The sequence below is a fragment of the Microbacterium sp. IEGM 1404 genome (assembly GCF_030056775.1).
Taxonomy (GTDB): domain Bacteria; phylum Actinomycetota; class Actinomycetes; order Actinomycetales; family Microbacteriaceae; genus Microbacterium.
Genome location: NZ_JASHKP010000003.1, coordinates 290,715 through 313,511, shown reverse-complemented (window position 1 = coordinate 313,511; position 22,797 = coordinate 290,715). Strand labels below are relative to the sequence as shown.

Sequence of the window (22,797 nt, the reverse complement as noted above, 5' to 3'; positions counted from 1 at the left end):
GAGAGGCGCGACGAGTATCAGTGCTCGTCGTAGTGGTCGGCGTGCGCCGCGTGGCGGTGGCCGTCGTGGACGTAGTCCACGTGGTCGTCGTGCGCGACGGCCTCGTGGCCGCACGCGTCACCGTGGGCGTGGTCGTCGACGCCGTGCTCGGCCTTCGACTCGTGCTCGTCGTAGTGGTCACCGTGGAGCGCGTGGTGGTGCGTGCCGTGCACGTAGTCCACGTGGTCGCCGTGCTCGATCTTCTGGTGACCGCAGTCCTCGCCGTGGGCGTGCTCGTCGACGGAGTGCTCCGCGTGCGTTTCGGTGGTGCTCATTGCTCGTTCCCCTGCTCGTTCGGTTCTTGGACGTGGGCGATCCCATCGAGCACGACGTGAGCGACGTGCTGGTCGGCGAGGGCGTATCGGATTTCTTTGCCCTCACGCTCCGAGGTCACGAGCCCGGCCTGGCGCAGCGTGCGGAGGTGTTGCGACACCAACGGCTGCGACAGCCCGGCCTCGTCGGCGAGCGCGCCGACGGTGAGCGGTTCGCGGCTCAGCAACCACACCAGCGCGAGGCGGGATTCGTTGCCGAGGACCTTGAACAGCTCAGCGGCCTCGGAGAGCCCGGCGATCTTGTCCACGCCTTAAGAACATCAGACGCATAAACGAATTGCAATATGTCTAGCCAATCGGGAACGGTTCTCGTTCGCGTTATCCCTGCCGGCCCTTCCACCGGGGGTTGAGCTTGTTGATCACGAACACGCGCCCGCGGCGACGGACCACCTGCGCGCCGGGCTGGTTCTTCAGCGACTTGAGCGAGTTGCGGACCTTCATGGCATCCTCCTGTTGATAACCGTTCTCAATAACAAGATAAGCTGTCCCCCGATTTCCGACAAACGAAGGGCGGATGCCGTGGAGATGACGATCGTGACGATGGGCGTGTGCGCGCCCGAACGGCGGGCCTACGCCGAACGCCTCGCCGTCGCACTGGACCGCCCGTTGCACGTGGCCACCCGGAGCTCCGCGCCCGCGCTCCCCCACCCGCGGCCCCGCGCCACCGACGCACACACCGTGGTCGACCTCGGCACCGACGTCGATCTGCTCCACGCGGTCGCCGCGCGGGGCGGGGTCGACGTCGAGGCGGTGTGCGTCGTCGATGCGCGGCACATGATCGGCGACCTTCTCGACGACGCGCCGCTCGAGGCGTTCACCGCGCCGGGCGACTCGCGCGGCGACATCGGCGCCCGCGCCCGACAGGCAGCCTTGGCGCTGGAGATCGCGACCCGCATCGTCTGGGTCAACTGGGAGGCGGTGCCCACCGCCGCGCTCGCGGTGCAGATGGCGCTCGCGTCGCACCTCAACCCGGGTGCGACGCTCCGTCTCACCCGCGATCCGCTCGCCGATCTGTCGGCCGGCGTCCCGCGCGCGCACGAGACCGAGATGCTCGAACGGGCGGGGTGGGTCCGCGCGCTCAACGACGAGCACGACCCTTTCATGCGCGACAACCGCGTGAGCACGCTGCGCTACGACCAGGTGCGCCCCTTCCACCCCGCCCGCCTGCAGGCCGCGCTCGACCGGCTGGACGACGGTGCCGCGGGCCGGCTCGTCCGCTCGGCCGGGTTCTGTCGCGTGGCGTCGCGACCCGGCATCCTGGCCCGCTGGGAGCACGTGGGGTCGGCGATGTGGATCGAACCGATCGGCACCGACGACGGTCGTATGGGCCTCGGGCAGGAGATCGCGTTCACCGGGCTCGACCTCTCCGCGCCGCGGTTGCGGCACCTGCTCGACCGCGCCGCGCTCACCGACGACGAGCTCGCGGCCGGTCCCGACGCGTGGGTCGCGTTCGCCGACCCGCTCCCGGTCTGGCCGACGGTCGACCTGACGCTCCCGGATGCCACGGACTAGGACCCCCGTCGTGTCAAGCCGCTCGCCGGTCCCCCGCCCATGGGGCACCGTGGCGACATGAGCACACCTGATCTGCCCTCCCGTCACTCCGACGACGCCCGCGCCGACAGCGCCGCCCCCACGGATGCCGTCACCGACGACGTCCGCGAGGACGCAGCCCAGGCCGAAGAGAACGTCGACCTCGACGACCACACCGGAGACGCGCTCGGCGACGCCGACGACCCGGGCTTCCCGGCCGCCGACGGACACGCCTGACGCGGTCGCCCCTCGGACGCGCCACCGCTGAGGCGACTCAGGCGATCCGCGTCCCCGGTGGCAGCCGACGCGCCGGCGTCTGCGTGCGGGCGATGCCCCACGCGAGCAGGCCGGCGGCGAGGACCAGCTGCAGGAACAGCCCGACGAACCAGCTCGGTACGGTTCCCGCGATCTGGTCCTCTGCCGACCGGCCCTCGAGCGACCCGTTGGCGCAGTAGTCGTAGGACTGCGCCGTCTCGGGCGGGATCTGGGCCAGACGCACGCCGGTCGCGATCTGCGAGAACAGGTCGGAGGGGTTGCCGTACTGGTCGTACGTCGGCGGCGTCGCGTCCGCGAGGATGACGAACGGGTTGGCCGCGAGCACGCCCCACACGCGGTCGAACCGGGGCACCTCGGTCGTGTAGGTAGAGGTGGTGCACCCGATCTCGTCTGGTCGCGGACACTCGGTCGCGTCGTTCTCCATGTACGGGTCGCACCCCGCGGGAACCGCGTTCCAGTCGAGGTCGCGCGTGGTGATCGTCTGCTCGGTCCGCAGCGCGGTCCCTCCGAGACCGAAAGCGATCAGCGTCCCCAGGGTCAGCGCCGCCACCAGCAGGTACGTCGTGGCGACCGAGAAGACCGGCCGCGCCACGATCGCGCTCACACCGACCCCGATCGCCGCCACGACGCCGACTTCGAGCACCAGGATGCCGAGCGACGAGGCGATCACGGCGGGGTTGAGCTCTCCGACGAACGTCGCGACCACGAGGAACGGCAGCGCGACGACGAGGAACGCGAGCCCCGAGATCCATGCCGCGAGAAACTTGCCGAGCACGATCTCCGTCGTCGTGACCAGAGTCACCTGCACGGGCGCGAGGGTCGCGGCATCCCGATCGCCGTTGACGGCGCTGCCGCTCAGCGTCGGCGACACCAGCAGCACGAGCAGCAGCACGAACATGATGACGAGCGAGTAGAACCAGCCGTTGCCGCCGGTGCTGAGCGAGAACGACGAGAACGACAGGGTGAGCAGCGCGAGCAGGATCACCGCGAAGATCCCGAGCAGCACGTACCAGCCCACCGACCGCACGCGCTGACGCAGGTCGATACCGATGACGGTTCCGAGGCGGCGGGCGTTCATTCGGGGCTCCCCTCGGCCGCAGCGCCTCTTCGCAGATCGAGGAAGGCGTGTTCGAGATCCCCCACCGCGGGGGCGTATTCGACGACCGGGATGCCGGCTCCCACGAGCGCCCGCAGACCCGCCACCGCCGCCGACTCGTCGGCGAACGACACGAGCAGGTCGCGGCGATCGACACCCACGTCGTCCGGCGTGCGCCCGAGGGCGGCCGCGACGACGTCGCGGTCCGAGGCCGTGCTCCGGGACGCGTCGGCCGCCAGTCGCACGCGCCACACGCGGAGGCGGGTGGTCGCCGCGGCCACGCGGTCGCGCCCCACGGTCCGCCCGTCGAGCAGGAACACCGCGTCGTCGACGACCTCCTCGAGCTCGGACAGCACGTGACTCGAGATCAGGATCGTGCGTCCCTCGTCGGAGAGTCGCCGGAGCAGCACGCGCAGATCGATGCGCGCCTGCGGATCGAGTCCGGACGCCGGCTCGTCGAGCAGCAGCACCTGCGGTTCGTGGACGAGGGCGCGCGCCAGCGCCAACCGTTGCTTCTGACCGCGGGAGAGCACACGCGCGGCGGAACCGCTGAGAGGAACGAGGTCCACGAGCTCGAGCAGCCGATCGGCCCGCACCCGCGCGTCGGCGCGAGACAGGTCGTAGAGCTGGGCCGTGGCGATCAGCACCTCACGCGCGGTCAGAGTGGGCCATGCGCCCAGCGAGTCCGGCATCCAGCCGAGCAGGCGGCGTGCGCCGGCCGGATCGGCCACGGGATCGACCCCGCCGATGCGCACCTCGCCGCCGTCCGGCCGCAGCAGCGACGCCAGCATGAGCAGCAGCGTCGTCTTGCCCGATCCGTTGGGTCCGACGAGCCCCGTCACCCGCCCCGGCTCGGCGGTGAACGTCACGTCCGCCACCGCCGTCACGGCGCCGAACGCCCGTTTCACCTGCACTGCTTCGATGCCCGCGCCCCCTGCGTCCATCCCCCCACCCTACGGGCGCATGCCGACATGCCCTGTGGTTTCGGGGCGTCGCCTCAGGATGCCGCGAGCGCGCGGCCGAGCGCGTCGTTCCGGAACGCGACGCCCCGAGCCGGTCGCGGCGCACCGACCCGCCGTCCCACACCACGCATAAACGCGATCCACGCGCATAAACGCGTTCGCAGCGCGTTTATGCGTGCAAATCGCGTTTATGCCGCTGATGCGCCGAGGATCCCGGGCGTCAGGATGCCGCGAGCGCGCGGCCGAGCGCGTCGCCCGACGCCCATGCGGTGCGCACGGCCGCCGACTCACCCCAGGCGTCGCCGCAGAGCGACAGACCGGGCGAGCGGAAGAACGGCTCGCCGGTCGTCCGGGTGGGGCGCGCGAAGGTCCAGCGGTGGGCGACGGCCGAGACCGGCTCGACGTCGATGCCCAGCAGACGCCGCGTCGCCGCGGCGACCGGCGGAATCGCGGCATCCGGCTCGTCGAGGTACCGCCGCGCCGCGGCGCCCGTCGTGTGCACCACGAGCACCGGGGCGCCGTCCCCGCGACGGTCGCCGTCGTCCGCGAGGAACGCGACCTCGGGGTCGCCGTTGACGAACGCACCGTGCAGGTCGGCGGGCCAGCGGCGCTCGTCCCACCGCAGCACGACCGCGATCACCGGCTCCCACTCCTGGGGCGCGACCGGGATGCCATCCGTGAGGCGCCGCGCCTGCGGTTCGGGCATCGCGAGCACCACCTCGCCGGCATCCAGCCCGTCCACGCGGAAGGGTGCCGCGTGGGCGACCTCGCGGCCCGACTCGACATCCACGCCGTCGACGAGATCGAGCACGAGCGCACGCGAGCCGCCCGGCGCCGCCCATCGCAGAGGTCCGGTCTTGCGGGTGACCGACCCGTCCGCGTCGATCGCCGAGAACGTGTCGGTCCACCCCCGCGCGACCCCGCGGGCCTCCCAGTCCGCCGCCACCCGCGCGAACCGCTCGTCGTCGCCCACGACGAAATACGACGCTCCGAGGTCGACCGCGCGTCCGTCGATCGTCCGGCTCGACAGTCGCCCGCCCGGCCGGCGCCCGCGGTCGATCACGCGGACCGAGCCCCCGGCATCCCGCACCGCTCGTGCGCACGCCAGCCCCGAGATCCCGCCGCCAACCACCGTCAAATCCACCGTCATCCCGCCATCCTCACCGCCGGGACGGAGTGCCGACCGGGGCTTGCGCCTACGCCCGGAAGAACGCCACGCCCAGGTCGGGGTGGTCGACGAAGATGCCGTCGAGCGCCGCCTCGCGCAGCACGGACCACTCCCGCTCGTAGTCGCCGAATGCGGCCGACCCGCCGCCGCGTCGGAAGCCCGGCAGCAGGAACGGATTCTCGGGGCGGCACGTCCACGTGAACACCCGCAGCCCGCGCCTCTGCGCGTTCGCGACGAACGGCGCCGGGCCCCGCACCCTCCCCAGCCGGTCGGGGGCGAGGATCAGCCGCTTGTCGGGGCTGATGCCGTCGACCGCCTCGGCGAGCGCGTCCAGACCGGCCAGGGTGAGCATCGACGCATACGACGCCGCTCGGGCACCATCGCGCTCCCTCAGGTCCCACGGTGCCCCGCTCGCCTCGATCAGTTGCACCAGCGGAGCCCGGATGCCACGCTCCCGCAGCCGCTGCAGGACGAGCGGCTCGAACGACTCGATGACCAGGGCGGGGTCGTCCCACCAGGCGGCATCCCGGAGCTCCCGTTCCACGAGCTCCGCCATGTCGAACCCGGCGCGGGCGAAGAAGGCCGCGTGCTTGATCTCCAGCACCACGCCGACGCCCCCCACCCTCGCGAGGTCGAGCACGTCGCGGAGGCTCAGCACCGGGTCGACGTCGTCGTGCTCCGCGCTCCCGGGCCGCAGCGCGGGAATCCGCTCGCGGCAGCGGAGCGATTCGACCTCCGACCAGGTGAAGTCCTCGGTGAACCACCCCTCGAGCCGGTCGCCGTCGACGACGCCGGTCCGACGGCGCGCGGCGAACTCCGCGCGCGTCGACACGTCGGTCGTGGAGCCGATCTCGTTCTCGTGGCGGACGACGAGCACCCCGTCCTTCGTGGGCACGACGTCGGGCTCGACGGCATCGACCCCCGCGGCGATCGCCCGCTCGTACGACGAACGGGAGTGCTCGGGGAGATACCCCGGAGCACCTCGGTGACCGATGATCAGGGGGCGCTCGACTGGCACCGGCCCAGGCTATCCGGCGAGCCGACGGACGCCGCTCGCTCATAGCAGAATCCCAGTCCGTCCCGGGATTCTCGCGGCATCCTCAGCTAGTGTTGGTCTACAGCACGGTGCTGTGATCATCAGCAATTTGGAGTGTGAGTCCCTGTGGCCCTCAACAACCCGGCATTCAACAACCCGGCGTTCCAGGACCCTCGTGGCGGAGCCCAGACCCGTTACAGCCCCCCGCCGGCCCAGTCGATGACCGCCGCCGCTGCGGCCGCCGAGACGGCGAACATCGAGGGCATGTATTCGGCCCCGTCCGCGGGCGCGGTGCAGACCGACCGCATGACGGTCGAAGACACGGTCTTCAAGACCCTCGGCCTGTTCGCCGTCCTCGTCGTCACCGCCGTCGTCGGCTGGATCTGGACGATGAGCAGCGTCACCGTCGCGAACCCCAGCCCGAACATCGCCCCGATGCTCATCGGTGGCCTCGTCGGCTTCGTCCTCGCGATGGTCGCGACGTTCAAGAAGAAGCCGTCGGTCCCGATCTTCATCGCGTACGCGGCGTTCGAGGGTCTGTTCATCGGTGGTATCTCGGCGTTCTTCGAGTTCATCTACCCCGGCATCGTCGTGCAGGCCACCCTCGCGACCCTGTCGGTCGTGGGTGTGACCCTCGCCCTGTTCGCCAGCGGCAAGATTCGCGCCTCCAAGCGCGCCACCAAGATCTTCATGATCGCGATGGTCGGCTACCTCGTCTTCAGCCTCATCAACCTGGGCCTGATGCTCTTCAACGTGCCCCTGGCCGGCGGCGCGTTCGGCCTCCGCAGCACCATCGAGATCTTCGGCATCCCGCTCGGTGTCATCATCGGCGTCTTCGTGGTCATCATGGCCGCGTACTCGCTGGTGCTCGACTTCGACCAGATCCAGCGCGGCGTCCGCAACGGCGCCCCGCGCGTCTACGGCTGGGTCGGCGCCTTCGGCATCATGGTCACCGTCGTGTGGCTGTACGTCGAGATCCTGCGCATCCTCGCGATCCTGCGCGGCAACAACTGACGCACCGTTTCACACGAAGGGCCGTCCCGTTCGGGGCGGCCCTTCGTCGTTCCGCTCTAGGGCGTCTCCATCGCCCCGGCCAAGCGGTTCAGTGCCCCCGGCGCCGCCCTGCCCCGCCCTGCGCTGTCGTTCGGTGTCCAAGACACGCGGACGCATCGCCATGGCATCCGCGTGTCTTGGCCACTGAAGTGGGAACCGCACGGCGTGAGACCTCAGCCCACATTTCGGTGTCCAAAACACGCGGAGGCACCGCTGTCGCACCCGCGTGTCTTGGACACTCGACGCCGGCACGGCCGCCGCACCCCGCATCTGCCGCGTCCGCAAGGGAGTCCCACCCCGGATGCCACGGGACTACCCTCGCGACATGAGCCCTGCGAAGACGCCCCCGACGGTCCTCGACGTCGCCGGGCACGAGGTCCGGGTCACGAGTCCCGACCGCGTCGTGTTCCCCGAGCCGGGCCTGACCAAGCTCGACCTCGTCCGGTACTACCTCGCGGTCGCCGACGGTGCCCTGCGCGGCGCGGGCGGCCGGCCTATGGTGCTCAAGCGCTTCACGAAAGGCCTCGACCAGGAGCCGTTCTTCCAGAAGCGCGTCCCCGAGAACCACCCCGACTTCATCGACACGGCGACCCTGCACTACGCCTCGGGGACGTCCGCCGAGGAGACGGTGATCCGCGACGCGGCGGGTCTCGCCTGGATCGTGAACCTCGGATGCCTCGACCTGAACCCCCACCCGGTGCGGGCCGAAGACCTGGACCATCCCGACGAGCTCCGCATCGACCTCGATCCCATGCCCGGGGTCGACTGGGCGCAGATCGTCGACGTCGCCTTCACCGCGCGGGACGTGCTCGAGGACCACGGCCTCGTGGGCTGGCCGAAGACCTCGGGCTCGCGAGGGCTGCACATCCTCGTTCGGATCCGTCCGGAGTGGGAGTACCCCGATGTCCGCCGCGCGGCAGAGACCCTCGCCCGCGAGGTCGAGAATCGCACACCCGGTCTCGCGACGGCGCGCTGGTGGAAGGAGGAGCGCGGGGAGAGCGTGTTCGTCGACTTCAACCAGAACGCGAAGGACCGCACCGTGGCATCCGCGTACTCGATCCGCCCGCTTCCCGACGCGCGGGTGTCGACGCCGCTCACGTGGGAGGAACTCCGCGAACGACGCCCCGAGGAGTTCACGGTGCTCACGGTGCCCGAGCGCTTCGCGGCGACCGGCGACCCGCACGAGGGCATCGACGCCGCCCCGGGTTCGCTCGACGGACTCCTCGCCCTGGCCGAGCAGATGGGGCCCGCCGAGAAGCCGCCGCGCGGATCGGACGGCTCGGGGCGCCGCGCCTCGACGATGCCCCTCATCGAGGTCGCCCGCACGAAGACAAAGCCCGAGGCGCTCGACGCCCTCGAGCAGTGGAAGGGTCGGCATCCCGAAACGGCGGCGGCGCTGCATCCCGCCGACGTGATGCTCGACGGCATGCGCGGCTCGAGCTCGCTCTGGTACCGCGTGCGCATCAACCTGCAGCACGTCCCGGATGCCACCCGCCCGCCGCAGGAGCCGTTGATCGCCGACTACGACCCCTGGGCCGGCCGCGGCTGACGCACCGCACCCCCGTCGAGTGTCCAAGACACGCCGTTCGGGTCGCCCGCTGACGGCGTGTCTTGGACACCGAACGGGGCGAGAGCGCCGGCTCGCCCTACCGGCGCGTCGGGCGAGACAACGCGTCGGCGGCCGCGGCGGCGAGCGTCTGCATCGCGCGCGTGGGACTCAGGGCCGCAGCGGACGCCCGAGCCTCGCGGGCGAGACGCCGCCGCAACGCCGCATCGCCCAGCACCCGCACCAGGGCTGCGGCGAGCGCGTCCTCGTCGCCGTCGGGCACGAGGATGCCGCCCCCCTCGGCGAGCATGTCGCGCGGGCCGTAGCGGATGTCGTAGGCCACGACGGGAACGCCGTGCGCGAGGGCCTCGGCGAGCGCGAGCCCCTGTCCTTCGAACGCGGAGGTCGTGAGATACACCGCCGCGGAGTCGAGAACGGCGCCGGGGTCGAGCGTCAGCCCGCGCAGCGACACCGACTCGCTGAGCCCCAGATCGGTCACGAGCGCCTCGAGCGCCGCGCGCCCGGGGCCGGCTCCCCACACCTCCAACCGGGCGGCCGGCAGCTCCGCGACCACCCGCGCGAAGGCCCGGATCGCGTGGTCCACCCGCTTCCCCGGCGCAAGTCTGCCGAGCACCACGGCGGGCCCCTCCGGCGCGTACTCGATCTCGTCCGGCACCGGGATGCCGTGCGGCGCGACGACGTCGACCCGGCCGTCGCCGAAGCGCGCCCGCACGTCGTCGTGCTGCCATGCGGTCGGCCAGAGCACCGCGTCGAAGCGGGAAGCCGCCGCCAGCCACCTCTCCCAGAGCGCGTTGACGGGCGCGTCGGGGGTGAAGGGCGGCTCGAGGTGGATCGTGTGGACGGTGTGGAGGATTCGTACGTCGGGGTCGACCCAGTCGACGATCAGCTCACCGAGCTGTCGCGACTCGCAGACGAGCACGATGGGTCGGTCGACCTCCGCGCGCAGCCCGGAGACCACGTGCGCGAGCCAAGCGCGGTACAGCGCGCCGAACCCGTCGATGACCCCCGCCGCGGCGCCCGCGGCATCTCGCACGACGATCGGTGCGGTCGAGAGGTGCCAGTGCGGATCGACGACGTTCGGCAGATCGACCGCACCGGCGGCGACGCTCCGATACTCCAGCGCCGGATCGGCCGCGCCGGGCCGAGCGGCCGCGCGCAACCAGTCGGCTGCTCCGCCTTCCGGGCTCACAGCCTCGTCGAACAGATTCCGGAAGACCTCGGATGCCGCTGCCGCCCCGCGCCGCACGAACTCCGCGCGGTGTTCGGCGTGCGCCTCCCCCTCGCCCGGGTCGACCGTCAGCAGCAGCGTCGGGGCACCGGCATCCGCCATCTGCCGCGCGCGGGCGAGAGTCGAGATCGTGTACCCGCCGTCGAGGTCGGGGATCAATCGGCTCGAGAGGATCAGGTACCACGCGTCCGGGAAGCCGGTCATCGACGGCCCTCCGAGCGCAGCCGGAACACCGGGAACCCGGGCGCGATCTCCCTCAGCCGTTCCTCCGGCGAGTTCTTGTCGACGCCCTCGAAGAAGCGGCCGACCTCCCACGCCCACGCGACCAGGTACGCGCGCAGGATGGGCGGCTTCTCGGCATCCGGCACCTCCTCGGCCCGGAAGACCTCGACCGACCGCCCCGCGCGCAGCTCACCGCCTCCGGCCGCGCGGAGGTTCCGCACCCACTGAGTCGTCCCGCGCGGAGCGACGAGGTAACGGTCGCCGGCGACGCGGAGAGGGTTCACCGGCGTGGTGCGCCACTCCCCCGACGAACGGCCCCGGACGGCGAGCACCCGGCTCCCCGCGAGGGGCAGCCCCGCACGGGTCAGCGCGGCCACCGCCGCGTTGAAGACGGTGTCGAGTCGAGTCGGCCGCACGAACCTGTCACTCATGCCCCCATCCTCCCCTACGACCCGACTCCCATCGAGCGGATGGATGCCGCCTTCGGTCGGGCCGACAGCAGTGCCTCGCCGGTCGCGCCGAGCACGAGGGTCGCCGCACAGCTCACGGCCATCACGGTGAACCCGAGCACGGGGCCTGCGGCATCCAGCCCCACTCCCGCCAGGGTCGACCCCAGCGGAATGCCGGCTCCCAAGCCCAGCGAAGGGTACGCGAGGAGTTCCGTGACGCGGTCGCGGTCCGCCCGCGACTCCACGAGAGCGAACCCCGCGACCAGGACCGGCCCGATGAGAGCCCCGACCACCGCGGCGACCACCAGTGCCGCGAGGCTGTCGGCGACGAACGGCAGAGCGGACCCTGCGACGGCGAGCAGAACACTGCTGCGGAGCCAGCGGGCGCGCAGGGAGCCCCGCTGCCGAAGAGCGCCGTAGACGAGCGCGCCGGCGGTGTTCCCGACGGCGAGGGAGGCCATCAGGAGCCCGGCCAACCACGGAGCACCGGCTCGGTCCGCCCAGGAGACGGCGGTGACGTCGAATGAGCCGAACATCGCTCCCACCCCGACCCAGGCGACGGTCACCGGAAGGATGCCGACCGGGGGCAGGAGGCGTGGACGCGGACCGGTGACGGCGACGCGGGGCGGTTGCGACCCGCGCAGCAGGCCGAGCCAGAGGAGCCCGATCGCGCCCACCATCACCACGACGGCGATCCCGACCTGCGGGGCGGCCGCCGCGGCGATCAGCGTGAGGACGGGCGGGGCGATGACGAAGACGCTCTCGTCGGCGATCGATTCGAGGGCGTAGGCGCTGTGCCGCCGCTCAGGAGGGACGAGGGCGCTCCACCGCGCGCGGACCGCGGGTCCGACGTCGACCGAGACGGCGCCGGCGACCACCGCCATCCCGAACCACGTCACGACCGGTGTCGCGGCGAGCACCGCCCACACGAGCATCACGACCGCGAGCGACAGCGTCAGGGCGGCGAGGAGCAGCACGGGGCGCTGCCCGCGGCGATCCATGAGTCGGGACCACAGCGGGCCCGCGAACGCCGTGCCGACGACGAAGGCGGCGCCCACGCCACCCGCGAGCGCGAAGCTCCCGGTTGCGGCCTGGACGAGCAGCACGATGCCGAGGTTGAGCGTTCCGCGCGGGAAGCGGGCGACCCACCCGGCGAGGGTGAACCAGGGGGCTCCGGTCACGCGCAGCACGTCGCGGTAGCCGGAGAAGTCGATACGGGTCACGGGAGACCTGTGCCGTTCTGGCCGGACGAACCCGGGAGATTCCCGAGGGCTGATCGCCGACGCCTCCAACGTATACCTTCGCCGCTGACGACGGAGCGCCCCCGCCGCCGTCCGGTGGAGGGGGCGTCGTCTTCCGGTCGATCGGGGTAGGGGCCCTGCTCTCGATCCGGCGCACCGCAGGTGCGCCCCCTACCTTCAGCGGACCGACAGAGCGCCGGCACCGACGGACGACGAAGGGGCATCGTCTTCGGGTCGATCGGGGTAGGGGCCCTGTTCTCGACCCGGCGCACCGCAGGTGCGCCCCCATTCTCAGCCGCTGACGACAGAGCGCCCCCGCCGCCGTCCGGTGGAGGGGTGTCGTCTTCCGGTCGATCGGGGTAGGGGCCCTGCTCTCGATCGGAAGACGACACCCCGGAGCCGGACGACAGCGGGGGCGCGGGAGCCGGTGTCAGACCCGGCTCACTCCCATTCGATCGTCCCCGGCGGCTTCGACGTCACGTCGAGCACCACGCGGTTGACTTCCCGCACCTCGTTGGTGATGCGGTTGGAGATCTTCGACAGCACGTCGTAGGGCAGACGCGTCCAGTCGGCGGTCATCGCGTCCTCGCTGGAGACGGGGCGCAGCACGATCGGGTGACCGTAGGTGCGGCCGTCGCCCTGCACGCCCACCGAGCGCACGTCGGCCAGCAGCACGACGGGGCACTGCCAGATCTCGGCATCCAGGCCGGCCTTCGTCAGCTCGGCGCGGGCGATGGCGTCGGCCTCACGCAGAATCTCGAGGCGGTCAGCGGTGACCTCGCCCACGATGCGGATGCCAAGACCGGGCCCCGGAAAGGGCTGCCGGCCGACGATGGCCTCGGGGAGGCCGAGCTCGCGACCGATCGCGCGGACCTCGTCCTTGAAGAGGGTGCGCAGCGGCTCGACGAGCTCGAACTGCAGGTCTTCGGGGAGGCCGCCGACGTTGTGGTGCGACTTGATGTTCGCGGTTCCCGCGCCGCCGCCGGACTCGACGACGTCGGGGTACAGCGTGCCCTGCACGAGGAACCGGATCGGCTCGCCATCGGCCTTCGCCTCGGCGACGAGGTCGGCCTGGACCTTCTCGAACGCGCGGATGAACTCGCGGCCGATGATCTTGCGCTTCTCTTCGGGGTCGCTGACGCCGGCGAGGGCGTTGAGGAACGTCTCGCGCGCGTCGACGGTGATGAGCCGCACACCGGTGGAGGCGACGTAGTCGTTCTCGACCTGCTCGCGCTCGCCCTTGCGGAGGAGCCCGTGGTCGACGAACACGGCGACGAGCTGGTCGCCGACGGCTTCGTGCACGAGGGCGGTCGAAACGGCGGAGTCGACGCCGCCCGACAGCGCGGACAGCACGCGGCCGGTGCCGACCTGCTCGCGGATGCGGGCGACCTGCTCGGCGATCACGTTGCCGCTGTTCCAGTCCGCCGGGAGCCCGGCCGCCTTGTGCAGGAAGTTCTCGATGACCCGCTGGCCGTGGTCGGTGTGCTTCACCTCGGGATGCCACTGCACGCCGTACATGCGGCGGGCGTCGTTGGCGAACGCCGCGACGGGCGTGTGCGCGGTGCGCGCGAGGACCTCGAACCCCTCGGGGGCGCGCGAGACCTGATCGCCGTGGCTCATCCAGACGTTCTGCTCGACGGGCTGCCCCTCGAGGAGTGTGCCTTCGGTGACGACCGTGGCATCCGTCGCGCCGTACTCGCGGAGACCGGTGTTCGCGACCTCGCCGCCGAGGGCCTGGGCCATCACCTGGAATCCGTAGCAGATGCCGAGCGTGGGCACGTCGAGGTTGAACACGCCACCGTCGAGCCGCGGGGCACCCTCTTCGTACACCGATGAGGGGCCGCCGGAGAGGATGATGCCCACGGGGTTCTTCGCGGCGATCTCGTCGGCCGTCGCGGTGTGCGGGACGATCTCGCTGTAGACACCGGCTTCGCGGACGCGGCGGGCGATCAGCTGCGCGTACTGGGCGCCGAAGTCGACGACGAGGACGGGACGCTGCGACGTTTCGGTCTGTTCGGTCACCGGGGTCCTTCCGGGGCGGGGACGGGAGCGGATGCCTCGGCGGCTTCGCGCTCGGCGAGGTAGGCGCGCACGCTGCGGGCGGTGCGCACCTCGAGGATGAAGGAGAGGAAGGGCACGACGCCGCCGAGCGCGAGGAACACGAAACGGCGGAACGGCCAGCGCATGAGACTCCACACGCGGAAGCAGGAGAAGAGGTACACGACGTAGAACCAGCCGTGGATCACGAGGATCGCGAGCGAGATGTTCACACCGTCGCCGGTCGAGAGGATCTCGCAGCCGCTGCCACCCGGCACGAACAGGGAGAACCACTGGCATCCGGGTCCGGGGATGGCATCGGCGAACCACAGGAAGCCACCGGATCCGCCCAGGAAGAGTTCCTTGTGGATGGGCGTGTACTTCACGATCATCTCGGCGACGAGCAGGAGCAGGCCGGTACCGGTGATGATCGAGCAGATCTGGTAGAACTTCAGGGCTCCGCGGATCGCCGGGAACGAGGCGAGCTTGGGGGCGCGGGGCATGGATGCCAGTCTAGTCGCGGGATTCCGCGGAACCCGCCGCGAGGGCCTCGGACTGTTCGTCCTCGAGATCTTCCACTTCCTTCTCCCACGCGTCGCGGGCGAGGCGGTACCAGAGGTACAGGGCGAAGCCGGCGAAGATGGCCCACTCCACGGCGTAGAAGATGTTCAGCCAGTTCACGCTCGAGCGCTCATCGGGAGCGGGCGAGTCGATGGCATCCAGGGGTCCGATCGCGGACTGCGACGCGAGATAGGGACGGTAGACGGCGACCCCGTCGACGTCGTGCCAGCGCCCCAGCAGCACGGCCGGAGACATCCGCGACATGGTCTGCGGGTCGACCCCCGCCGGCGGGCGGCCCGGACCCTCGTCCGAGATGAGACGCCCGGTCACCGTGACGATGGCGTCGGGATCGGACTCGACCTGGGCCTGGAGGGCGTCGACGGCGTTCCGCGCGGAGGCGGCATCGCTCGCCCAGCCCACGGCGACCGCGATCGAGGTGGGCGTCGCCACCCCGTCGATTCGCAGCTGACCGGTGACCCAATACCCCTCGACACCGTCGTTGTACCGGGACGAGACGACGAGGAAGTCGTCGGGGATCCAGCGACCACTGGCCTCGACCCGCTGCCCGACGAGGGGCTCGGGCAGATAGGCGCCCGGCTGCGCGACATCGGCGAGCGGTCGCACGATCTCTGTCTGGCCGGGCTCGGCGGGGGCCGTGTCGATCGCGCGGCCGAGCTGCCACTGCCCGAGCCACGCCAGGAGGCCGGCGACGACGAGCGAGAACGCCAGGAGCGCCAGCCAGCGCGGGCGCAGCATGACCTCGCGCAGGGTCGGCGGGAAGACCTGGCGGGGCTCCTGCTCGAGCGCGGTGGGAGAGGTCACGCGGTCTCCGGCATCAGTGTCCGTAGGGCGCGACGACGACCTCGACGCGCTGGAACTCCTTGAGGTCGGAGTACCCGGTCGTGGCCATCGACTTCCTGAGCGCTCCGATGAGGTTCGCGGTGCCGTCGGCCACGGGGGCCGGGCCGTACAGGATCTGCTCGAGCGGACCCACGCGGTCGACCGCGACGCGGTGGCCGCGCGGCAGCTTGGGGTGGTGCGCCTCGGGACCCCAGTGGAAACCGCGCCCCGGGGCGTCGGTGGCCCGCGCGAGCGCGACGCCCAGCATGACCGCGTCCGCACCCATGGCGAGCGCCTTGACGATGTCGCCCGAGGTTCCGACGCCGCCGTCGGCGATGACGTGCACGTAGCGGCCGCCCGACTCGTCGAGGTAATCACGGCGGGCACCGGCGACATCGGCGACCGCGGTGGCCATCGGAGCGTGGAGGCCGAGGGTCGCGCGGGTCGTGGAGGCGGCGCCGCCGCCGAAGCCGACCAGCACACCCGCCGCGCCCGTGCGCATGAGGTGCAGGGCAGCGGTGTAGGTGGCGGCACCGCCGACGATCACCGGAACGTCGAGGTCGTAGATGAACTTCTTGAGGTTCAGCGGCTCGGCCACGCTCGAGACGTGCTCGGCGGAGACGGTCGTCCCGCGGATGACGAAGAGGTCGACGCCCGCGGCGACGACGGTCTCGTACAGGTCGTGGGTGCGCTGGGGGGTCAACGCTCCGGCGACGGTGACCCCGGCAGCGCGGACCTCGGCGAGACGGTCGCGCACGAGCTCCGGCTTGATGGGCTCGGAGTAGAGCTCCTGCATGCGCCGGGTGGCTTCGGAGTCGGGGAGGCCCGCGATCTCGGCCAGCAGCGGTTCGGGGTCGTCGTAGCGCGTCCACAACCCCTCGAGGTCGAGGACGCCGAGACCGCCGAGGCGGCCCAGCTCGATCGCGGTGCGGGGGCTCACGACGGAGTCCATCGGGGCGCCGAGCACCGGGATCTCGAACGGGAACGCGTCGATGGTCCACGCCGTCGACACGTCTTCCGGGTTCCGCGTGCGGCGCGACGGCACGACGGCGATGTCGTCGAAGGTGTAGGCGCGGCGGGCACGCTTGGCGCGGCCGAGGTCGATCTCCATGGTCACTCCCCCAGCCTACCCGCCCGCATTTTGCCGGTCGGCGTGCTCACCAGGGTTCGTCCGCCCGGGGCGCCATCGAGAGCACACGCACCTTGTCGGTCGGGAAGCAGGCGTCGAAGAGCTCGTGCACCCGCGGGTCGGTGTCGTAGTCGTCGGCGAGGCGCAGACCGAACATCGAGTTGATCATCATGCCCTGGGCCAGGAACGCCTGGGCGGACTGGACGTCGAACCCGACGTCGCGCAGGAATTCCCACACGCGCGCGAAGCCGTCACGGGCACGCGGTCCGATGACCGGGTGAGCGCCGAGCAGGAACGCGTGCGACAGGGTCTGATGCAGACCCCGCACCTGTAGGAGACCGATGTAGGCGTGGCCGACGCGTTCCGGCAGCTCACCCGGGCTCGCACCCTCGGCGGCCGCGGCGAACGCGCCCAACAGGCGGTCCAGGGCGGCTTCGAGTGCGGCGACGAAGAGGTTCTCCTTCGTGCCGAACAGACGCACGACGTACGGCTGGGAGATGCCCGCCGCGCGGGCCACGTCGTCGGTCGTGGTTCCCACGTATCCCTTGGCGCCGAACACGGCGAGCGCGGCGGCCAGGATCTGCTCCCGCCGCTCCTCCGAGCTCATTCGGCGCGCGGGCGCGGAGTCTGTCGGTGACGGCATGTTGACAGGTTATCAGTCGATTACTACAGTGACCTCAGATTTGTTATCAGTCGATTACAACAAGGAGCTCTCGTGAACACTTCCACCCGATCGCGGCCATTCGTCTGGGTCGTGATCGCCGCGTCCCTGCCGATGTTCATGGCCACTCTCGACAACCTCGTCATGACCAACGCCCTGCCCGTTCTCCACCGCGAACTAGGCGCGAGCATCGAGGAGCTGCAGTGGTTCGTCAACGCGTACACGCTCGCCTTCGCGAGCCTCATCCTCATCGCCTCCGCCCTCGGTGATCGCTTCGGACGGCGCACGGCGTTCGTCGTCGGCATCGTCGCCTTCGGGGTCGGGTCCGTACTCGCGGCGCTGAGCGTCGACCCCGCTCAGCTGATCGCGGCACGGGCGGTCCAGGGACTCGGTGCGGCAGGCGTCATGCCGCTGTCCCTCGCCCTCCTCAGCGGCGCCGTCGCCCCGGAGCGTCGACCTCTCGCCATCGGCATCTGGGGAGGCATCTCCGGTCTCGGCGTCGCGGTCGGACCTCTCGTGGGCGGCGCGGTCATGGAGGGGTGGAACTGGCAGGCGATCTTCTGGCTCAACGTGCCCGTCGCCGTCCTGGCGATCCCGCTCGCCCTGTGGGCCCTCCCCAACGCGTTCGGTGACCGCGCGCGCATCGATGTCGTCGGGGCCGTCCTGGCCGGAAGCGGCGTCCTGGCCCTGGTGCACGCGATCGTCCGCGGCAACGACGACGGGTGGGGCTCGGCATCCGTCGTGGTCGAACTCGTGCTCGGCTCGCTCCTGGTGATCGCGTTCGTCGGCTGGCAGCTGCGGACCCGGTCGCCCCTCGTGCCCCTGCGGCTGTTCCGCGACCGGTCGTTCTCGGTCACGAACGTGGTCGGCTTCGCCTTCAGCTTCGGGACGTTCGGTGCGGTGTTCCTTCTCATCCAGTTCCTGCAGGTGGTGCAGGGGTCGACCCCGTTCGAAGCGGCGCTGCAGACGACTCCCTGGACCCTCGCTCCGATGGTCGTCGCGCCGCTCGCCGGCATCTTCGCCCCGCGGGTCGGAACGCGTCCGCTCATGATCGCGGGGCTCCTGCTGCAGGCCATCGCCCTCGGTTGGATCGCGCTCACCATGTCGGCCGAGGTCGAGTACGCCACGCTCGTGCCGCCGTTCATCTTCGCGGGGGTGGGCATGGGACTCGTCTTCGCCCCGTCGGCGACGGCGTTGCTCGCCACACTCGACGTCGTCGACCACGCGAAGGCGTCCGGCGTCAACTCCACCGTGCGCGAGATCGGGCTGGCGCTCGGGACCGCCGTCATGACGGCCATCTTCGTCGGCGCCGGCGGGCAGCTGGTGCCGGATCTCTACGTGGATGCCGCCCGCCCCGCGATCTTCGTCGGCTCGGCGGTGCTGCTGGTCGCCGCCGGCCTGGCCCTGCTCCTCCCCGCCGGCCGGTCGCCGCGCGCGGTGGTCGACCCGCAGGCGGCACCCGCGGAACCGTCGCTGGCCCGCTGATACCGAACCGCGCGCGGTCCCCTCAGTCCGTCGCGCTCGACGCCCCCGGTTCCGCCGGGGGCGTCGAGCGCGTGGCGGCAGGATCGGTCGGCGCGTCCGCCCCACGCAGCCTCCGGGTCAGCGGCCCGTCGAAGAGGAACAGCAGGAACCCGGCGGACCCGACCAGAGGACTCACCGCGACCGCGAGCCCGCTGAGGATCACGGCGCTGAGGGCCGCACGCCCGAGGCGCTTCGCATCGTCGCGCGAGAGGTCGGGGATCGCGCCCGAGCGCAGCGCCCACGTCCACTGGAACCAGCCCACGAGGATCGCCAGGAAGAAGTTCACCGGCAGCAGCAGGCGACCGAGCAGGAACTCGGAGTAGTCGGTGTCCAGCGACGTCGTGAACGGGACCAGCACGATCAGCAGCAACCGGAGATTGTTGATCCACATCCCCGCGTTGTCGATCCGCACGATCCACTCGAACTGCCGCACGTGCGTCATCCACATGATGCAGAGCACGAGGAAGCTGATGACGAACGAGAACACCGGATGCCGCATGTCGAGCAGGGCGCCGGCGAGGTCGGCATCCGAGGTCACGTCGCCGAGCGACTGCGACGTGAGGTCCAGCACGAGCAGCGTCGCCGCGATCGCGAAGACGCCGTCCGTGTACGCCTCGGTGCGTCGGGCCGAGACGGTGACCGAGGGATGCCTCTCACGTCGGATCATTCGCACAGCGTAGCCGCGCGTCCGGAACGCCGAAGGGCCGGGCGATCGCTCGCCCGGCCCTTCGGAATCCCGATTACTTCTTGTAGTTCGGAGCCTCGACGACGATCTGCACGTCGTGCGGGTGCGACTCCTTGAGTCCCGCCGAGGTGATGCGGACGAACTTGCCCTTGGTCTTCAGCTCCTCGACCGTGCGGGCGCCGACGTAGAACATCGACTGCCGGAGACCGCCGATGAGCTGGTACGCCACCGCGGCGACGGGCCCGCGGTACGGGACCTGACCCTCGATGCCCTCGGGGATCAGCTTGTCGTCGCTGGGGACGTCGGCCTGGAAGTACCGGTCCTTCGAGTACGAGGTCTTCTTGCCACGGGTCTGCAGCGCACCCAGCGACCCCATTCCGCGGTACTGCTTGAACTGCTTGCCGCCCTGGAACACGATCTCGCCCGGAGACTCGTCCGTGCCGGCGAGCAGCGAACCGAGCATCACGGTGTCGGCACCGGCGACGAGCGCCTTGGCGATGTCGCCCGAGTACTGCAGGCCGCCGTCGGCGATCACCGGCACGCCCGCCGGGATCGCGGCCTGCGCGGCCTCGTAGATGGCGGTGACCTGCGGCACGCCGACACCCGCGACGACACGCGTGGTGCAGATCGAGCCCGGACCGACGCCGACCTTCACGGCGTCCACGCCGGCGTCGATGAGCGCCTGAGCGCCCTCGCGCGTGGCGACGTTGCCGCCGATGACGTCGACGTGCGCGAACGACTCGTCCGCCTTCAGTCGACGGACGATGTCGATGACGCCGGCCGACTGCCCGTTGGCGGTGTCGACGACGAGCACATCGACACCGGCGTCGCGCAGGGCCTCGGCGCGCTGCCACGCGTCGCCGAAGAAGCCGATCGCCGCGCCGACACGCAGGCGGCCCTGCTCGTCCTTGGTCGCGAGCGGGTACTTCTCGCTCTTGTCGAAGTCCTTGATGGTGATGAGGCCCGCGAGCTTGCCGTCGTCGTCCACGAGCGGCAGCTTCTCGACGCGGTGCTTGGCGAAGGTGGCGATGACGTCGTTCGCGTGGATGCCGACGGGGCCGGTGATGAGGCCCTCCTTCGTCATCACGTCCTTGACCAGGGTCGTCTGGCGCTCGAAGCCCGAGACGAATCGCATGTCGCGGTTGGTGATGATGCCGACCAGGACGCCGTCCGGGTCGATGACCGGCAGACCCGAGATGCGGTACTGCGCGCACATCGCGTCGACCTCGGCCACGGTGGCATCCGGGGTCGTGGTGATCGGGTTCGAGACCATGCCGGACTCGCTGCGCTTGACCTGGTCGACGATCGCCGCCTGGTCCTCGATCGAGAGGTTGCGGTGCACGATGCCGATGCCGCCCTGGCGGGCGATCGCGATCGCCATGCGGGCCTCGGTCACGGTGTCCATCGCGGACGACAGCAGCGGGGTCGCGACGGTGATGCGACGGGTGAGCCGCGACGACGTGTCGGCCTCGCTCGGGATGACGTCCGTGTGCCCCGGCAGGAGCAGGACGTCGTCATAGGTCAGTCCGATGAAACCGAAGGGGTCGTGCTGCTCCATGGATCCTCCTGCGCGCGCGGCGCCTGTTCGAAAAAGGACGACGTCGGCCGGTGCGCGCGAAGCGCTCCGCCATGAATTCTAAGCGCCGCGAGAGGCGGAATCATTCCCGAGTCGCCGCTCGCGCGGGCGGCTTCGCCACGACACGGTTCGCTAACGGCGACGAGCCGAAACACGAACGACACATTACGCTCGTAGCGTCGATCGTCGAAGCTGACGAAACGACATCGTCAGCGCTGCCGAACTGGAGACTCCGTGGGTCATTCCTCCCCCACCGCGACACGATCGCGCACCCTTGCCCGCCCAGCCCTCCTCATCGTGTCGCTTCTGGCGAGCGCGGTCGCGGCCCTGAGTCTGTTCCTGGCCGCACCGGCTCACGCGCAGACCACACCGGCTCCCACCCCGGCGTCGACGCCCGGTGCGGTCGACGTCGCGACCCAGTACACGATCGGCGGCATCATCCGCAGCGGAGACGAACCCGTCGAAGGGGTCGAGATCGCGGTCGAGGGCTCCGGCTTCTCGGAAGTCGGCACCACGGGTGCCGACGGCCGCTGGTCGGTCGCCGTCCCGGGCCCGGGCCAGTACACCGCGAAGCTCAACGTCGACTCGCTGCCCGACGGCGTCGCCCCGCGCGACCCCGAGAACATCACGCGCGACGTGACCGTCGGCACCACCAACACCGTGAACGTCCTCTTCCCCACCGGCGAGGGCACCGCGGCGACGGGGTCGATCTGGGAGACCCTCTTCTCGCGCTTCATCTACGGCCTGAACTTCGGGCTGCTGCTCGCCCTCGCCGCGATCGGCATCTCGCTCATCTTCGGCACGACCGGTGTGAACAACTTCGCGCACGGCGAGATGCTGACCTTCGGCGCGATCATCTTCTACGTGTTCACCTCGCTCGGCTGGAACCTGCTCCTGGCCGTGCTGCTCACGGTGGCGCTGTCCGCCGCCCTCGGCTGGACACAGGATGCCGTGCTGTTCAAACCTCTCCGCAAACGCGGGGTCGGGTTGGTCCAGGTGCTCATCGTGACGATCGGCCTCTCGATCGTCCTGCGCTACCTGTACCTCTACTTCTTCGACGGCGGCACGCGGAACATCGACACCGGCATCACCGACAACGTCACGATCGGTCCGGTGACGATCACGCTCACGTCGCTCATCAGCATGGGCGTCAGCGTGGTCATGCTCGCCGCGGTCGCCTACTTCCTGACCCGCACCCGCATCGGCAAGGCGACCCGCGCGGTCAGCGACAACGCCTCGCTCGCGGCGGCATCCGGAATCAACGTCGACCGCGTCATCCGCATCGTCTGGGTCCTCGCGGGCGCACTCACCGGCCTCTCGGGCGTGCTCTACGGCCTGTACCGCGGTGTCACGTGGGACATGGGCTTCGCGATCCTCCTGCTGCTGTTCGCGGCGGTGACCCTCGGTGGTCTGGGCAGTGCCTTCGGCGCCCTCGTCGGCTCGCTCATCATCGGCATCATCACGGAAATGTCCACCATCGTCATCCCGCCGGACCTCCGGTACGCGGTGGCGTTGATCGTCCTCATCGGCGTGCTGCTGTTCCGGCCGCAAGGTGTGCTCGGTCGTAAAGAGCGGATCGGCTGAG

At 70.8% G+C, this 22,797-nt stretch carries 23 protein-coding genes; 6 read left to right on the top strand and 17 right to left on the bottom strand.

Translation table 11 applies throughout. The features are described 5' to 3' along the window. Positions 1–17 precede the first annotated feature (17 nt). The 3 genes from QM517_RS12220 to ykgO form a co-directional block, all read right to left on the bottom strand. Positions 18–314 carry a hypothetical protein gene (locus tag QM517_RS12220; RefSeq protein ID WP_077050570.1) on the bottom strand — a complete coding sequence of 99 codons (297 nt, stop codon included), beginning with the start codon at positions 312–314 and terminating at the stop codon, positions 18–20. Beyond that, positions 311–619: an ArsR/SmtB family transcription factor gene (locus tag QM517_RS12215; RefSeq protein WP_283287726.1), complete on the bottom strand. Its 309-nt coding sequence runs from the start codon at positions 617–619 to the stop codon at positions 311–313. Before QM517_RS12215 ends, QM517_RS12220 begins: the two co-directional genes overlap by 4 nt. Positions 620–689: 70 nt before the next feature. After that, on the bottom strand, positions 690–812 hold the full coding sequence (gene ykgO / locus QM517_RS12210; RefSeq protein WP_077050572.1) for a type B 50S ribosomal protein L36: 123 nt from the start codon (positions 810–812) through the stop codon (positions 690–692). Positions 813–896: 84 nt separating this feature from the next. On the opposite strand from ykgO, the gene QM517_RS12205 reads away from it, so the two are divergent. Then, positions 897–1,883 (top strand): GTP-binding protein, encoded by a 987-nt coding sequence (locus tag QM517_RS12205; protein WP_283288287.1) that lies wholly within the window; start codon positions 897–899, stop codon positions 1,881–1,883. Positions 1,884–1,940: 57 nt separating this feature from the next. Next, positions 1,941–2,138 (top strand): hypothetical protein, encoded by a 198-nt coding sequence (locus QM517_RS12200; protein WP_283287723.1) that lies wholly within the window; start codon positions 1,941–1,943, stop codon positions 2,136–2,138. Positions 2,139–2,175: 37 nt separating this feature from the next. On the opposite strand, the gene QM517_RS12195 is transcribed toward QM517_RS12200, so the two are convergent. From QM517_RS12195 to QM517_RS12180, 4 genes are all read right to left on the bottom strand, one after another. After that, a complete protein-coding gene (locus QM517_RS12195; RefSeq protein ID WP_283287721.1) occupies positions 2,176–3,255 on the bottom strand; it encodes an ABC transporter permease in 1,080 nt (359 codons plus the stop codon). Next, complete coding sequence (locus QM517_RS12190; protein WP_283287719.1) at positions 3,252–4,217, bottom strand: ABC transporter ATP-binding protein; 966 nt, start codon at positions 4,215–4,217, stop codon at positions 3,252–3,254. The genes QM517_RS12195 and QM517_RS12190 overlap by 4 nt, the downstream gene beginning before the upstream one ends. Before the next feature lie 238 nt (positions 4,218–4,455). After that, a complete protein-coding gene (locus QM517_RS12185; protein WP_283287717.1) occupies positions 4,456–5,385 on the bottom strand; it encodes an NAD(P)/FAD-dependent oxidoreductase in 930 nt (309 codons plus the stop codon). 46 nt (positions 5,386–5,431) lie between these two features. Continuing rightward, positions 5,432–6,421, bottom strand: a complete 990-nt coding sequence (locus tag QM517_RS12180; RefSeq protein ID WP_283287715.1) for a glycerophosphodiester phosphodiesterase family protein — start codon at positions 6,419–6,421, stop codon at positions 5,432–5,434. Positions 6,422–6,565: 144 nt separating this feature from the next. Between QM517_RS12180 and QM517_RS12175 the strand changes: the two genes are divergently transcribed. Together QM517_RS12175 and ligD are read left to right on the top strand one after the other, a co-directional pair. Beyond that, complete coding sequence (locus QM517_RS12175; protein WP_283287714.1) at positions 6,566–7,453, top strand: Bax inhibitor-1/YccA family protein; 888 nt, start codon at positions 6,566–6,568, stop codon at positions 7,451–7,453. A 364-nt stretch (positions 7,454–7,817) separates the two neighbouring features. After that, positions 7,818–9,041, top strand: a complete 1,224-nt coding sequence (ligD, locus tag QM517_RS12170) for a non-homologous end-joining DNA ligase (RefSeq protein WP_283287712.1) — start codon at positions 7,818–7,820, stop codon at positions 9,039–9,041. 97 nt (positions 9,042–9,138) lie between these two features. Here the strand turns inward: ligD and QM517_RS12165 are convergent, their stop codons facing one another. From QM517_RS12165 to QM517_RS12130, 8 genes are all read right to left on the bottom strand, one after another. Next, positions 9,139–10,491 (bottom strand): glycosyltransferase, encoded by a 1,353-nt coding sequence (locus QM517_RS12165; protein ID WP_283287710.1) that lies wholly within the window; start codon positions 10,489–10,491, stop codon positions 9,139–9,141. After that, positions 10,488–10,940, bottom strand: a complete 453-nt coding sequence (locus tag QM517_RS12160) for a nitroreductase family deazaflavin-dependent oxidoreductase (RefSeq protein WP_077050581.1) — start codon at positions 10,938–10,940, stop codon at positions 10,488–10,490. The genes QM517_RS12165 and QM517_RS12160 overlap by 4 nt, the downstream gene beginning before the upstream one ends. 14 nt (positions 10,941–10,954) lie before the next feature. Next, complete coding sequence (locus QM517_RS12155; RefSeq protein WP_283287707.1) at positions 10,955–12,181, bottom strand: MFS transporter; 1,227 nt, start codon at positions 12,179–12,181, stop codon at positions 10,955–10,957. A gap of 459 nt (positions 12,182–12,640) precedes the next feature. After that, positions 12,641–14,221: a glutamine-hydrolyzing GMP synthase gene (gene guaA, locus QM517_RS12150; RefSeq protein ID WP_283287705.1), complete on the bottom strand. Its 1,581-nt coding sequence runs from the start codon at positions 14,219–14,221 to the stop codon at positions 12,641–12,643. Continuing rightward, complete coding sequence (locus tag QM517_RS12145) at positions 14,218–14,739, bottom strand: DUF3817 domain-containing protein (RefSeq protein WP_160897493.1); 522 nt, start codon at positions 14,737–14,739, stop codon at positions 14,218–14,220. Before QM517_RS12145 ends, guaA begins: the two co-directional genes overlap by 4 nt. A 10-nt stretch (positions 14,740–14,749) precedes the next feature. After that, entirely contained in the window at positions 14,750–15,553 is an 804-nt protein-coding gene (locus tag QM517_RS12140; RefSeq protein WP_303655626.1) for an SURF1 family protein, read from the bottom strand. Positions 15,554–15,632: 79 nt separating this feature from the next. Further along, a complete protein-coding gene (locus QM517_RS12135; protein WP_077050586.1) occupies positions 15,633–16,748 on the bottom strand; it encodes a GuaB3 family IMP dehydrogenase-related protein in 1,116 nt (371 codons plus the stop codon). A gap of 46 nt (positions 16,749–16,794) precedes the next feature. Next, the gene (locus QM517_RS12130; protein WP_283287701.1) at positions 16,795–17,409 is read right to left on the bottom strand and encodes a TetR/AcrR family transcriptional regulator; all 615 of its coding nucleotides are present in this window, start codon (positions 17,407–17,409) and stop codon (positions 16,795–16,797) included. Between the two features lie 72 nt (positions 17,410–17,481). Between QM517_RS12130 and QM517_RS12125 the strand changes: the two genes are divergently transcribed. Further along, a complete protein-coding gene (locus tag QM517_RS12125; RefSeq protein WP_283287699.1) occupies positions 17,482–18,912 on the top strand; it encodes a DHA2 family efflux MFS transporter permease subunit in 1,431 nt (476 codons plus the stop codon). A gap of 22 nt (positions 18,913–18,934) precedes the next feature. On the opposite strand, the gene QM517_RS12120 is transcribed toward QM517_RS12125, so the two are convergent. Both QM517_RS12120 and guaB read right to left on the bottom strand, forming a co-directional pair. Then, positions 18,935–19,618: a TMEM175 family protein gene (locus QM517_RS12120; RefSeq protein WP_283287697.1), complete on the bottom strand. Its 684-nt coding sequence runs from the start codon at positions 19,616–19,618 to the stop codon at positions 18,935–18,937. A 73-nt stretch (positions 19,619–19,691) separates the two neighbouring features. Next, positions 19,692–21,194, bottom strand: a complete 1,503-nt coding sequence (gene guaB, locus QM517_RS12115) for an IMP dehydrogenase (RefSeq protein WP_077050589.1) — start codon at positions 21,192–21,194, stop codon at positions 19,692–19,694. 252 nt (positions 21,195–21,446) lie between these two features. Here guaB and QM517_RS12110 point away from each other — a divergent pair, with 252 nt between their 5' ends. Next, complete coding sequence (locus QM517_RS12110; RefSeq protein ID WP_278103750.1) at positions 21,447–22,796, top strand: ABC transporter permease subunit; 1,350 nt, start codon at positions 21,447–21,449, stop codon at positions 22,794–22,796. The last annotated feature ends 1 nt before the right edge of the window (position 22,797 follow it).